Here is a 12,756-nt window from a genome sequence, read left to right on the forward strand (position 1 = left end):
GTCAGCGCCTCGCCGTTCCGAGCGCGGGGTCGGCGGGATGGTCGGGCGGGAGGCCCTCGAGGGTCAGCAGGCGGCTTCCCAGGCGGGCGAAGATGGGCGCGGCGACCAGTCCGCCGTAGTAGGCGCCTTTCGGCTCGTGCAGGACGACGAGGATGGTCCAGCGGGGCGCGGAGGCCGGCAGGTAGCCCGCGAAGGAGGCCGTGTACGCGGAGGAGGAGTACTTCCGCGTGAGCGGGTCGATCTTGCGCGCGGTGCCGGTCTTGCCCGCGGCGCGGTAGCCGGGTATCCTCGCGCTGGCCGCCGTGCCGCGCTCGACGACGCCCTCGAGCATCGCCGAGACCTCGCGCACCGCGCGCTCGGAGGCGACGCGGCGGACCTTGACCGGGGGCTTGCCGTCGGCGATCAGCTTGGGCTCCCACAGCGTGCCGCCGTTGGCGATCGCGGAGTACGCGCCCAGCATCTGCAGCGGGCTCACCGCCAGGCCGTAGCCGTAGGAGGAGACGGCCAGGCCGACCTTGGTCAGGTCGGAGAGCGGCTTGAGCTCGCCGGCGCTCTCTCCGGGCAGCGGCGCGCCCGTCTTGGCGCCGAAGCCGAACGCGCGCGCCAGCCGGTAGAAGCGCGCGGCGCCCACCCGCTCGACCACCTTCGCGGTGCCGATGTTCGACGAGCGCTCCATCACCTGCGCCAAGGTCATGTTCCCCTCCGGCTCATGGTCCGTGATGGTTACTCCGGGGGTGAGCTGGAACTTACCGCCTTCGCCGTTGAAGAGCTCGTCCGGGCGCACGACCCGGTCGTCGACGGCGGCCAGCGCCGTGACGATCTTGAAGGTCGAGCCGGGCTCGAAGGCGTCCTGGACCAGCGGGTTGCGCAGCGGGTCCGGCGGCCACGCGGCCATCGCCAGGATCTCGCCGTTGCGCGGGTCCTGGATCGCGACGACGCCTTCCTTGAACTGGCCCTTCTCGCCGCCCTCGCGCAGCGCCTCCTCCGCGAGGAACTGGGCGGTCCGGTCGAGCGTCAGCTTCAGGGGATCGGGCTCGTCGCCGGCGTCGGAGACGCTCTTGTAGATGGAGCGTCCCTGCCCGTCGCGGATGACCTCCATGCGGCGCGCGCGCCCGGTCAGGCGCTTGTCCTGCGACAGCTCGAGCCCGGCGAGGCCCTTGCCCTCGGCTCCGACCAGGCCGAGGACGCCGCGCGCGAGGTCGCCGTTCGGGTACACGCGCTCCTGCGCGGGCACGAGGCCCAGGCCCTCGACGCGCGCCTCGGAGAGCTTCTGGAACTCCTCGAGGGACAGCTTCGTTTTCAGCCAGGCGAAGCGGTTGGCGGCGCGGGTCTTCCTCGCGATCTCGGGGGCGGGCAGCTTGAGCAGCGGCGCGAGCCTCGCGCCGAAGGCGTTCGGATCCTTGACCATCGCCTTGTCCACGAAGCACGACCAGGAAGGGATGGACCGCGCGAGCACGCGGCCGCGGCGGTCGATCAGGTCGGCGCGCGGGGCCGCTTCCTTGGCGGTGCGCGCGAACTCGCCCGAGGCCCGGGTGGAGAGGTTGTCGTGCCGGAGGACCTGGAGGTAGGCGAGGCGGACGCCGAGCGGCAGGAGCGGCGACAGCGCCAGGGTGGCGGCGACGGTCAGCCGGAATCCGAGGTCCATGGCGTCGGCCTCAGCTGCGCGAAGGTCCGACGAGGGGCAGCCGCGCCCAGAGGCGGGGCAGCAGGCCGCCGGTCTCGAGCGAATGCCCCGACAGCGAGCGGAGGGTGCCGGGAGCGGCCGGGACCATCCCGAGCTTGGTGTTCGCGCGCGCGGCGAGGGCCGCGGGAGCCATGGTCTCGTCGAGCTTGAGGCGCAGGTCCGCGACGCGGCTGCGCAGGGCGCGGGCCTCGCGCCGGGTGGACTCGACCCGGTAGCCGATCCGGGTGGCCTGGACGTGCTGCCAGCAGAGGAACATGAGGAGCGCGCCCAGGCCCGCGAACTTCACGACTCGTCGAGGATCGAATCCCATCAGCGCGTCCATCATACCATGTTCCTTTTAGAGTGAGGAGCGGGCGCCCCCGCCGAGAGGGGCGCCCGCCCTATAGTTGGCGGCTCCCCCCCGCCGAGAAGGGAGGCCGCCTAAGTCGGGCGGCTCTCCCCGCCGAGAGAGAGGCCGCCTTTATCAACGGATTGGTGGTGGGGCATCTATATCCACCAATCCAAAAACTCCGAGATCGTTGGGACGGCCCTTCCCCGCCGAGAGAGAGGGCCGTCCCGTTATCGATGGCGAGCGCCCCGCCGAGAGGGCGCCCCCCAAATCCAGTTCAGGGCCGGTTGGACCCCCTCGTCTTGAGGAAGACCCGCCGCCACACGTAGCCGGGGGAGCTGATCTTGCCCACCGGAGAGACCGCGACGGTCTGCCGGCGGTCGAGAAGGAAGGACACCGTGGTGTCCAGCTTCGTCAGGGCCGCCATCGCGGCCGTCGATCCGCTCAGGAACGAGGTGTTCTTCATCATTCGTGTTCCCCCCTATCGCTTCTTTTCGATGACCCGCAGTTTCGCGCTGCGGCTGCGGGGATTACGCGCGACCTCTTCCTCGCTCGGGGCGATCGCCGACTTGGCGTCGCCCTTCCCGAGATACGCGCACGACCCCTGCGCGACGAACGAAGCGAAAACGTTCTTGACGATGCGGTCCTCGAGCGAGTGGAAGGTGATCACGCACAGCCTTCCGCCGTTCTTGAGGTACGGCACCACGGCCTCGAGGCCGCGCGTCAGCGACTCGAGCTCCTGGTTCACCGCGATGCGCAGGGCCTGGAACGTGCGCGTCGCCGGGTGATGCCCGGTGCGCGGCACGACGGACTCCACGCAGTCGGCCAGCTCCAAAGTGGTCGAGAAGGGCTTTTTCGCGCGGCGCGAGACGATCGCGCGGGCGATCTTGTCCGCCTCCGGCTCCTCGCCGAACTCCGTGAGGAGCATCGCGATCTGCTCGGCCGGCCAGCGGTTGACGATCTGCTCGGCCGTGAGCGAGGCGTCGGGCCCCAGGCGCATGTCGAGGGGCCCCTCGCGCAGGAACGAGAAGCCGCGGGAGGGCTTGTCGAGCTGCAGCGAGGAGACGCCGAGGTCGAACAGCGCGCCCGTCAGAGGGAAGAACCCTTCCTTCTCCAGAACCGCGCCCAGGGAACGGAAGTTCGAGCGGACCGCGTGGAATCTTCCACTGTGGGCTCCGAGCCGGTGACCGGCTTCAGCGAGCGCCTCCGGATCCGCGTCGAGACCAAGTACCTTTCCCTGGGCTGAAAGCTTGTTGAGGAGGGCCTCGGAATGGCCGCCCAGACCGAGGGTGGCGTCGAGATACAGTCCCCCCTTGTCCGTGACGAGGCGATCCAGCGTTTCCGCCAGAAGGACCGACTCGTGCGTGTACCGGCGCTCTTCCAAGATCATATCTCCAGGCTCTTCCCGATCTTCCTGTACGCCGGGGCGACGGTCGACTTCTCGTACGCCGCCCAGCGCTTCGCGTCCCAGATCTCAGCGCGGTTGCCCGCTCCCTGCACCAGCACGTCGAAGCGCAGCCCCGCGTGCTCCTTCAGGTACTGCGGGACGAGTATGCGTCCCTGCGCGTCCGTCTCGACCTCGACCGCCTCGGAGAAGAACTTGCGCTTGAACGCCCGCTCCTGCTCCTTGTCCGGCATCGAGAACATCTTCAGATCGTCCGCGAGCATCTTCTCCCACTGCGTCGGCAGGAACAGGTAGAGGCAGCCGTCCATCCCGCTCGTCAGGTAGAACGCTCTCCCCTTCTCCTGCGCCAAAGTCTCCCGGTACTTCGGAGGCACCGCGAGGCGGTTCTTCGGATCGAGCGAGTAGTCGTAACGGCCGATGAGCAGGGCCATTATTTCCCACCTTCTCCCACTCGCTTGTTATTCTTCACCACTTTTCCCCACCGGGAACGTGAGTATAGAGGACTCATGTGTTCCTGTCAAGTGACGATTTTTTGACGCCGCGCTCCCCCGTCGAGGAACAGGAGTAAAATAGCCGCGGTTTTCATCCGATCGAAAAATTATTTTCGCGCGACCATGCTGCGCCCCTCGCTCATGTCGGCGCGGGCGAAAATACGATCTCCGCCGGGGACGGTCGGGATTGACCCGACCTCCGGCGGGTTTGCCGCGCTGCGGCAAACCCCACAGGCCGCCGGCAGAGATTATTTTCTCGCCCTTACCGCATGGGAGCGAGCGGTTGGAGAGAGAGCGCGAGCCTGATAGGTCGGCGAAGGCCCGGCGGCGGCTTCATGTCCTGAGGGGTGTGGGGTCGCCGCGCCGTTTGCGCTCGAAGCGCGGTCGACCCCAAGCGAGGCTCAATGCCGAGCGGCCCCGAAGGACATGAAGCCGCCGCCGGGCCGTCCCGAGCCTTACTGCCCGCCGATCTTCGCCATCTGCGCGCGCGAGAGCTCGTAGCGCCACGCGTGTTCGAGCGCGACCATGCGCGTGTACGGCGCGCCGTACGCGCGGTACAGCGCCTCGGGCGCGGGACGCCCGTCGCGCAGGTGCGCGGCGAACTTGTAGAACGACGAGCGGTACTGCGTGCGGATCAGGAAGCGCACCGTGCTGTAGCACTGCGCGTACCAGAGCCGCACCTTCGCGTCGGGCCAGCCCGCGGTCGAGGTGACGGCGGTGAGCTTGTCGATCGGGAAGCCGTCCCCCTGCTCGAGGCGCTCGAGGTTCTCTCTCAGCCAGTTCGGCGCGGCCAGGCCGCGCTCGACCTGCACGAGCGTCGCCATCCCCTCCGACAGCCAGAGCGGGTCGGTGGCGCCGTCGATGAAGAAGCCGTCGAAGTAGATGTGCGTCAGCTCGTGCGCGACGATGCCGGGAAGCTCCTCGCTCTCGTACACGTAGAGCTTGCGCTTGCTCACCGAGCTCGCGCCGCCGGACCAGACGGGCCGGCCCGTCACGCGGCGGTAGGTGTCCTGGTTCTTGAACAGGAAGATCGTCGTGCGCTCGTTGCTCGCCCACGGGGAGAAGGGCGCCAAGTCGAGCATGAGGTTCGAGTGCAGGCTCTCGATGAGCTCGATGAAGCGGTCGGAGGCGGGGTACTGCTCGGCGAACACGGTGAAGTGCCGGGACTCGCTGCGCACGAAGCCCGCGGGCGTCGGCATGTCGGCGGGCGAGCTGCGGTCCTCGCGCGAGCGCGTCGTGCGGGCCGGCGACTGCGCGGGCGCCGGCGCGGGAGAGGGCCGGCCGCGGGCCGCGGGGCCGACGGCGGCGACGTTCGGGTCCGAGGACACGGCGCGGCGGCCCTGCGAAGGAGCGGGCCCCACGTAATCCCCGGACGGGATGACGTTGAGGCCCGGGGCCGGCGCGGCCGGCGCGGCGGGCGGGAGGGCGGCGGGCGCGTTGACGGCGATCTCGACGGGCGCGACCGGGGCCAGGGCGCCCTCGTCGTGCGCCGGGGCTAGGGGCAGGGGCGGCGCCGCGCTGTACGGCGCGATGCGCTTCATCTTCGCGAGCTCAACCTCCTCCTCGCCGAGGTATTGATACACCATGACGCCCCAGAGGCTGATGACCAGGACCCAGATGAGTACGCGGAGTCTTAAAAGAACGTCCACAGGGTTAGTTTAGCCCCTCCGCGCGGCTTTCTCCACCCTCGTCTCAGCTGTTGGCGCCGAAGGCGTCGCGCAGGCGCAGGGCCGTCTGGGCCAGACTGTGCACGAACAGGGAGAAGATGACGATGAAGGCCGCGTGCGAGAAGACCATGCCGAGGAACGGCCCCTCGAGCGGCTGGCGGTACATGATGATCCCGATCATCGCGCCCGCGGCGGACAGGGAGCACAGCACGGTCTCGAGCTTCGAGGTGGTCAGCGCCGCCGCGGTCGGGGCCAGCACGAACAGCAGCCACATCGGGCCCCAGTACGGGTACAGAAGGTAGAACAGCGGGATCGCCCAGACGAGGTTCAGCCACACCTGGATCTGGCGGAAGCGGCCCGCCCAGCGGACCCAGCGGTACTGGTTCTTCCCGATCCACCAGTTCGCGAGGACGTCGGCGAGCAGGATGCCGACGGCGATCTTCGTCGTGGCGGCCTCGGGCTCGCCGAAGTGGACGGCCAGGAGGATGAGCACCAGCGCGAACGGCGTGAAATAGCGGCTGAGCATCTGCATCGGTCAATCCTCCTTGCGCCCGAACAGGACCAGGCGGCGGTCCCGCTCTTCGCCGGGACGGCGATAAGGGCAAGACTTTAGCACTGTGGCGTGCGCCGCGGCCAGAGCCTTGGCGGGCGCGGGCTCGGCCGGGTCCGGCGGGTCCGATTGGAAGGCGGCGAAGACCCCCTTCGGGGCGAGCATGGGCCAGGCGAGGCGGATCGCCTCCGGGAGCTCGGCCAGCGCCCGCTCGATCACCGCGTCGTGGTCGAGCTCGTAGGCGGTGAGCGCGGCGCCCGACCCGGCGCGCCGGTTGAGGACGCGCAGCTCCTTCAGCCCGGTGCGCGTCGCCGCGGCGTTGAGGAAGCGGTACTTGCGCTCGACGGACTCCATCAAGGTGACCCGCGCCTCCGGCCAGACGAGCTTGAGCACGATCCCGATGAAGCCGGCGCCGGAGCCGAGGTCGAGTATGCGGGGCGTGCTCGGCAGCGTCTTGCGCAGGACGCCGGCCGCGAACACCCCGTCCGTCGCGTGCTTGAGGACGAGGTCGTCCCAGTCCGCGTCGGCGGTCAGGTTCACGTCCTCGTTCCTCTCGCGCACGAACGACAGGTAGGAGGATATCGCGTCGAGCTTCGCGGCGCCGAGCGGCTCGCCCCAGGACGCGGCGGCTTCGGCGAGGCGTCCGAGCGCCGCGCTCATCTCGCGCGCGCGTGGACCCACAGGACCTGAAGGTCGGCCGGGGTCACGCCGGGCACGCGCCCGGCCTGGCCGAGCGTGCGGGGCCGCAGGCGCGCGAGCTTCTGGCGCGACTCGTTGGTCAGCGCGCCGATCGCCGCGTAGTCCAGGCCCTCGGGGATCTCGACGAGCTCCGCGGCCTTCAGGCGCTCGGCGGAGCCCCGCTCGCGGGCGATGTAGGGCTCGTAGGACGCGCGGATCTCGCGCTGCTCCCGGACCTTGGCCATCGACCAGGGCGCCAGCTCCGCGTCCGCGGCCTCCCCCCCCTCGAGGACGAGGCCGCGGTAGCGCAGGAAGCGCTCGTGCGCGGCCGGCGCGATGAGGCCGAGGGCCGCGCCCTTCCCCATCAGGCGCAGGTCGGCGTCGTCGGCGCGCAGGCTCAGGCGGTTCTCGGCGCGCGCGGTGAACATCCGGTAGGGCTCGTCCACGCCGCGCACGACGAGGTCGTCGATCATGACGCCGAGGTAGGCCTCGTCCCGGCCGAGCCTGAAGGGCGCCTCGCCGCGGGCGAGCCGCGCGGCATTGATCCCCGCGACGAGGCCCTGTCCCGCGGCCTCCTCGTAGCCCGTCGTGCCGTTGATCTGGCCGGCGAGGAAGAGCCCGGGCACGAGGCGGCTCTCGAGCGTGTCGGTCAGCTGCGTCGGCTGGCAGAAGTCGTACTCGATCGCGTAGCCGCAGCGCGTGAGCAGGGCGTCCTCGAGGCCGGGGATCGAGGCGACGAGGGCGCGCTGGGCATCCTCGGGGAGGCTCGTCGACATGCCGTTGAGGTAGACCTCGCTGGTATTCCACCCCTCGGGCTCGAGGAAGAGCTGGTGGCGCTCCTTCAGCGGGAACTTGACGACCTTGTCCTCGATGGACGGGCAGTAGCGCGGGCCGGAGCCTTCGATCTTTCCGGAGTACAGCGGCGAGCGGTCCAGGTTGTCGCGGATCACGCGGTGCGTCGCCGCGTTGGTGTAGGCGACCCAGCTCGGGAGCTGCGGATTCGTGATCGCCTCGTTGAAATGCGAAAAGGGCTTGGGGACGGCGTCGCCGTCCTGCCGCTCGAGCCTGGAGAAGTCGATCGAACGCGCGTGGAGGCGCGGCGGCGTGCCGGTCTTCAGCCGCCCGACGGAGAAGCCGAGCGCGCGCAGGGACGCGGAGACTCCGAGCGCGGGGGCCTCGCCGCCGCGGCCGGCCGCGTGCGTCCGCAGGCCGACGTGGGCGAGGCCGTTGAGGAAGGTCCCGGTCGTGAGCACGACCGTCCTGCCTTCGTAGCGCGTGCCGCGCCGCGACACGACGCCGCGCAGGCGCGAGCCCTCCGTCCACAGCGACCACGCCTCGTCCTGCACCGGGTCGAGGCCGGGGCACGACTCGATCGCCGCCTTCTGCCCGGCGCGGTAGGCGGCCTTGTCGCACTGCGCGCGCGGGGACCGGACCGCCTGCCCCTTGCTCGAGTTCAGCGTCTGGGAAAAGAACGAGGAGCGGTCCGCGGCCTTGGCCATCTCGCCGCCGAGCGCGTCCACCTCGCGTACCATCTGCCCCTTGCCGACGCCGCCGATGGACGGGTTGCAGGACATCGCCGCGATCGTGTCGAGGTTCTGCGTGAGCAGCAGCGCCGTCCGCCCCATGCGCGCCGCGGCCAGCGCGGCCTCGACTCCGGCGTGCCCCCCTCCGACGACGATGACGTCGTAGCGCCGGGGAAAGAGCGCGTCAGACATAGATGACCACCTTCAGCACTTCCTTGGGCATCAGGCCGAGCAGGAACGCGAGCGCGGGGACGACCAGGATCACGATCGTCGCGAGGAGGAAGCCGAGCACGACGCGCGGCGTCGGCATGCCGACCAGGCGCCGGAGGCCGGCGCTCGCGACGGAGAGCAGCCAGACGACGGAGAGCAGGCTGAACGCGACGAAGCCGCGGTAGGAGCGGGCGGGGACCACGGTCAGGTACTCGACGACGAGGACGACGAGCTGCAGCGCGCAGAGGCCGAGCATGAAGGTCGCGATCTTGCGCCAGCGGTCGGGCGGCACGCGCCGGGCGACGAGGACCGCCGGGACGAGCCAGGCGGCGAGGACGAGGATGAACAGCGGGCGGGGCAGGCTGTCCTGCGGGGCGTAATAGGCGGCGATCCCCAGAGGCACCGCGGTCCAGGCGGCGGTCGACGCCGTCCGTACCGGCAGCGAGCCCGAGCGCAGCCATTCCAGCGTGACGACCAGGAAGAATACGCTCAGCGAGAAGATCACCGGCTGCCACAGCGCGACGCGCAGCCAGAACATCGCGCCGTAGCCGGCGGCGACGGGAGCGTTCGGGTCGAGGAACGACAGCGGGTTGAACCACGCCGACGAGAGCTGCAGCGGCATGAGGACGGCGTAGACCATGAGGCCGAGGCGCAGGGCGTCCGGGCGCTCGCAGGCCTCGGCGGCCTTCGTCGGCGAGAAGAGGAAGAGACGGGCGAAGCTCAGGGCGTCCTTCATGCGAGGGCTCTCTCCGCGTCGGCGACGAAGCCTTTGCGCGCGGCCAGGCAGACCCACCCGCCGACGCCGAGCGCCAGGCAGGCGGCGAGCAGGGAGCGCGTCAGGCCGAAATGGTCCGAGCCCCAGCCGATCAGGGCCGGGGACGCGGCGTCGCCGAGCAGGTGGATGACGAAGATGTTGGCCGCGAAGGCCATCGAGCGCTTCTCGACGCGGATGACGGAGACGATCGCCGCGTTCAGCGGGCCCATGTTGAGGAAGAGCATCATCTCCGCGAGGAACAGGCAGGCGATCGAGGCGCCGAGCGTCGGGGCCGAGATCGCGGCCGCGGCCAGCGGCATGCCCAGCAGCAGGCCCGAGCCGGAGACCAGCAGGTCCGCCGTGCGGTCGGTCCGGCGCAGCCGGTCGGAGAGCCAGCCTCCGATGAGGCTGCCGGCGAGGCCCGCCGCGACCGTCACCGCGCCGAAGCGCAGGCCCGCGTCGCCGACGCTCAGCCCGAAGCTGCGATGGAAGAAGGTGGGCATCCACACGGCGAATCCGCCCAGCGCGAAGGTCATCCCGGCGCCGGCGAAGGTGATCATGCGGAAGGTCGGCACCGACCAGACCTCGCGGTAGCCCGCGACGGGCGGCGGCGTGGCCGCGTGCGGCGGGTCGGCGGGCAGGAGCAGGCACAGCGCGGCGAGGATCAGCCCGGGCAGGCCGACGGCCCAGAAGGAGTGGCGCCAGCCGATGGCCTCGCCGAGCAGCCCCCCGCCCGCGTAGCCCAGGGCGGAGCCGACGGGGATGGCCAGGCTGAAGATCGCCAGCGCGCTGCCGCGCTTCTCGGGCGGGAACCGCTCCGCGACGAAGGACGGCGAGATCGCGCCGTAGCAGGCCTCGCCGATCCCGACGGCCGTGCGCGAGACGAACAGCGAGAAGAAGCTCCCGGCCAGCGCCGCCGCTCCCGTCGCGACGCTCCAGATGGCGACGCCCGCGGCGATCCAGGGCTTGCGGCCGCGCGAGTCCGCGATCCAGGCGATCGGCGGCGCGGCCAGCATGTAGACGATCATGAAGGCCGAGGCGAGGCTGCCGGCCTGCGCGTCCGTGAGCTCGAGGTCGGCCGATATCAGCGGCAGGAGCGCGTACACGATCTGCCGGTCCACGTAATTGAGGATGTTCACCGAGAGGAGCAGGGCCAGCACTCCGTTCGGCGTGGAGATCACGTGCTTCGGACCTTGTACACGGCGTCGCCGACCTTCACCCGGTCCGCGACCGAGAACGAGACGGTCTCGCCGGCCAGCGCGCTCTGCACGCAGCGCTTGCCGACGACGAGGCGCTCGACGCGCTGCGAGAGGTCGGTGTCGCGTCCCTTGACGCGCAGCGCGTCGCCGGTCGACACGGGGAACTCGAGGAGTATGGTCATCTCGTGGTTCTTGGCGTCGTAGGCGCGGACCTTGCCGAGGAACGGCGCGCCGACGATCTGCTCGTCGGGCGAGATGCCGGTGACGGGGGTGCGGTGGACGGGGGCCGCTTTGCGCGGCTTCTTCGGGGGTTTCTGGGACGGCATGATCGTTTTTTTCCTCACTTTACTTCCCGACGCAGAACCGGGAGAAGATCTCGTCGAGCACCTCGTCCGAGGCGCCCTCGCCGCGGGCCTTGCCGACGAGAGCGAGCGCGCGGCGCAGGCGGTCGGCGGCGCGGTCCTCCCACGCGCCGGGGCGCGCGGCGAGCTCGGCGCGCGCGGCCGAGAGCTCGGCGAGCGCGGAGGCCAGCGCGTCCTTCTGCCGCGCGTCGTCGAGCAGGGACTCCCCCTCGTCCGCCGCGGCGGTCGAGGCGGCGGCGGCGATCGCGGCCTCGAGCTCCGGGACGCCCTGGCCCGTGAGCGCGGAGCAGCGCACGCCCTCGGCGTCGGTCGAGCCGCCCGCGAGGTCCATCTTGTTCAGCGCGACGACGAGGCGCGCGCCGCGCTTGGCGGCCGCGGCGGCCACGGTCTCCCGCGCCGCGGCGTCGCGGCCGTCGGAGGGGCGCGCGGCGTCGACGACGAGCACGGCGACCTCGCAGGACTCGAGCGCGCGCTCGGCGCGGGCGACGCCCTCCCGCTCGGCGGGATCGCAGGCGCCGTCCCGCAGGCCGGCGGTGTCGATGAGGACGACCGGCAGCCCGGCGAGCTCCGCCTGCTCCTCGAGCAGGTCCCGCGTGGTGCCGGGCTCCGGGGCGGTGATGGCCCTCTCCCGGCCGAGCAGCGCGTTGAGCAAGGTGGACTTGCCGGCGTTGGGGCTGCCGAACAGGCCGACGCGCGCGCCCTCGCGGCGGGCGCGTCCGCGCGCGAAGCCGGAGATCAGCTTCTCGAGGCGCGCGCCGGCGTCGGCCAGAGCCTCGTCGGCGGCGGCGGCGGGCAGCGGCGCCATGTCCTCCTCCGGATGGTCGAGGCGCACCTCGAGCTCGGCCAGCAGCTCGAGCAGGGGCGCGCGCGCCGCGTCGAGCGCGTCGGAGAGCCCCCCGGAGAGGCGCGTCAGCGCCGCCGAGCGCGCGGCCGCGCCGCGCGCGGCGATCAGGTCGCCGACCGCGCGGGCCTGGGCCAGGTCGAGGCGGCCGTTGACGAAGGCGCGGCGGGTGAACTCGCCGGGAGCGGCGGGCCGGGCGCCGGCCTCGAGGACGGCCTCGACGACGTCGCGCAGCAGCTCGGGCGAGCCGTGCCCGGTCAGCTCGAGCAGGTCCTCTCCCGTCGGCGTCGACGGGCCGGCCCAGTAGGTGGCGACCACCCGGTCGACGACGACGCCGCCGCGCCTCAGCGGCCGGGGCGTCGCGCGCCGCGGCTCGAGCTCGGTCCCGAGCAGGGTGCGCGCGATCTCCCGGCACAGAGGGCCGGAGACGCGCACGATCCCGAGGGCGGCGCGCCCGGGCGGGGTCGCGAGCGCGACGATCGTGGCCTCCCGTCCGGTCATCTCGCCTTGGGACGGAGCACGAGCTTGCGCCACGGGCCCTCTCCTTCCGACGAGGTGGTGACGTCGGGGTTCGCGCTGAACGAGCGGTGCACGAGCCTGCGCATCGAGGAATCCATCGGCTCCATGCGCACGGGCTTGCCGGTGGCCTTCACGGTCTCGACGGCGCGGCGCGCCTCGTCGAGGACGGCCTGCTCGCGCTTCTCCCAGTAGGACAGCGCGTCCACCTGGACCGCGATCGGCGCGCCGCCGCCGCGGGAGAGCATCAAGGTCGCGAGGAACTGCAGCGACTCGAGCACGCGGCCTTCCCGTCCCACGAGCAGGGAGGCGTCCTGCGACTCGACGGAGATCTTCACGCGCTCGAGGTCGGCGTCCCACGCGGCCGTCGCCGTCGGCGCGGCGATCGCCATCAGCTTCAGGAGCTCGACGACGAGCTTCTGGGCCTTGTCGCAGGCCTCCGCCGCGTCGGCCGCGGAGACGGGCTTCGGGGCCTCGCCGCGCTCGCGCGGCGGACGGGCCGGCGCGGGCGGCGCGGCCGCTCGCTGCGGCGCCCGCGGCTCGGGCGC

General features: G+C 71.5%; 14 protein-coding genes. All 14 read right to left on the reverse strand.

Features of this window, described 5'->3' with window-relative positions; all coding sequences use genetic code 11:
* Position 1: 1 nt before the first annotated feature.
* A complete protein-coding gene (locus tag HYV14_18020) occupies positions 2 to 1,645 on the reverse strand; it encodes a penicillin-binding protein 2 (protein MBI2387887.1) in 1,644 nt (547 codons plus the stop codon).
* A gap of 10 nt (positions 1,646 to 1,655) precedes the next feature.
* Positions 1,656 to 2,009 (reverse strand): hypothetical protein, encoded by a 354-nt coding sequence (locus tag HYV14_18025; protein ID MBI2387888.1) that lies wholly within the window; start codon positions 2,007 to 2,009, stop codon positions 1,656 to 1,658.
* Positions 2,010 to 2,289: 280 nt separating this feature from the next.
* Complete coding sequence (locus HYV14_18030; protein ID MBI2387889.1) at positions 2,290 to 2,481, reverse strand: hypothetical protein; 192 nt, start codon at positions 2,479 to 2,481, stop codon at positions 2,290 to 2,292.
* Positions 2,482 to 2,493: 12 nt separating this feature from the next.
* Positions 2,494 to 3,402 carry a 16S rRNA (cytosine(1402)-N(4))-methyltransferase RsmH gene (gene rsmH, locus HYV14_18035; GenBank protein MBI2387890.1) on the reverse strand — a complete coding sequence of 303 codons (909 nt, stop codon included), beginning with the start codon at positions 3,400 to 3,402 and terminating at the stop codon, positions 2,494 to 2,496.
* On the reverse strand, positions 3,399 to 3,848 hold the full coding sequence (mraZ, locus tag HYV14_18040; GenBank protein MBI2387891.1) for a division/cell wall cluster transcriptional repressor MraZ: 450 nt from the start codon (positions 3,846 to 3,848) through the stop codon (positions 3,399 to 3,401). Before mraZ ends, rsmH begins: the two co-directional genes overlap by 4 nt.
* Before the next feature lie 515 nt (positions 3,849 to 4,363).
* On the reverse strand, positions 4,364 to 5,557 hold the full coding sequence (locus HYV14_18045) for a hypothetical protein (GenBank protein ID MBI2387892.1): 1,194 nt from the start codon (positions 5,555 to 5,557) through the stop codon (positions 4,364 to 4,366).
* Between the two features lie 43 nt (positions 5,558 to 5,600).
* A complete protein-coding gene (locus HYV14_18050; GenBank protein MBI2387893.1) occupies positions 5,601 to 6,107 on the reverse strand; it encodes a hypothetical protein in 507 nt (168 codons plus the stop codon).
* Between the two features lie 3 nt (positions 6,108 to 6,110).
* On the reverse strand, positions 6,111 to 6,785 hold the full coding sequence (locus HYV14_18055; protein MBI2387894.1) for a class I SAM-dependent methyltransferase: 675 nt from the start codon (positions 6,783 to 6,785) through the stop codon (positions 6,111 to 6,113).
* On the reverse strand, positions 6,782 to 8,518 hold the full coding sequence (gene mnmG, locus HYV14_18060; protein MBI2387895.1) for a tRNA uridine-5-carboxymethylaminomethyl(34) synthesis enzyme MnmG: 1,737 nt from the start codon (positions 8,516 to 8,518) through the stop codon (positions 6,782 to 6,784). Before mnmG ends, HYV14_18055 begins: the two co-directional genes overlap by 4 nt.
* Positions 8,511 to 9,272 carry a hypothetical protein gene (locus HYV14_18065; protein MBI2387896.1) on the reverse strand — a complete coding sequence of 254 codons (762 nt, stop codon included), beginning with the start codon at positions 9,270 to 9,272 and terminating at the stop codon, positions 8,511 to 8,513. The genes mnmG and HYV14_18065 overlap by 8 nt, the downstream gene beginning before the upstream one ends.
* Positions 9,269 to 10,471, reverse strand: coding sequence for an MFS transporter (locus tag HYV14_18070; protein ID MBI2387897.1), 1,203 nt, complete (start codon positions 10,469 to 10,471; stop codon positions 9,269 to 9,271). Before HYV14_18070 ends, HYV14_18065 begins: the two co-directional genes overlap by 4 nt.
* Complete coding sequence (locus tag HYV14_18075; protein ID MBI2387898.1) at positions 10,468 to 10,815, reverse strand: hypothetical protein; 348 nt, start codon at positions 10,813 to 10,815, stop codon at positions 10,468 to 10,470. Before HYV14_18075 ends, HYV14_18070 begins: the two co-directional genes overlap by 4 nt.
* Before the next feature lie 19 nt (positions 10,816 to 10,834).
* Entirely contained in the window at positions 10,835 to 12,226 is a 1,392-nt protein-coding gene (mnmE, locus tag HYV14_18080) for a tRNA uridine-5-carboxymethylaminomethyl(34) synthesis GTPase MnmE (GenBank protein ID MBI2387899.1), read from the reverse strand.
* Positions 12,190 to 12,756, reverse strand: a 567-nt coding sequence (locus HYV14_18085) for a hypothetical protein (GenBank protein ID MBI2387900.1), incomplete at its 5' end; no start/stop codon positions are given. The genes HYV14_18085 and mnmE, both read right to left, overlap by 37 nt.

The sequence above is a fragment of the Elusimicrobiota bacterium genome, from assembly GCA_016182905.1.
Taxonomy (GTDB): domain Bacteria; phylum Elusimicrobiota; class Elusimicrobia; order UBA1565; family UBA9628; genus GWA2-66-18.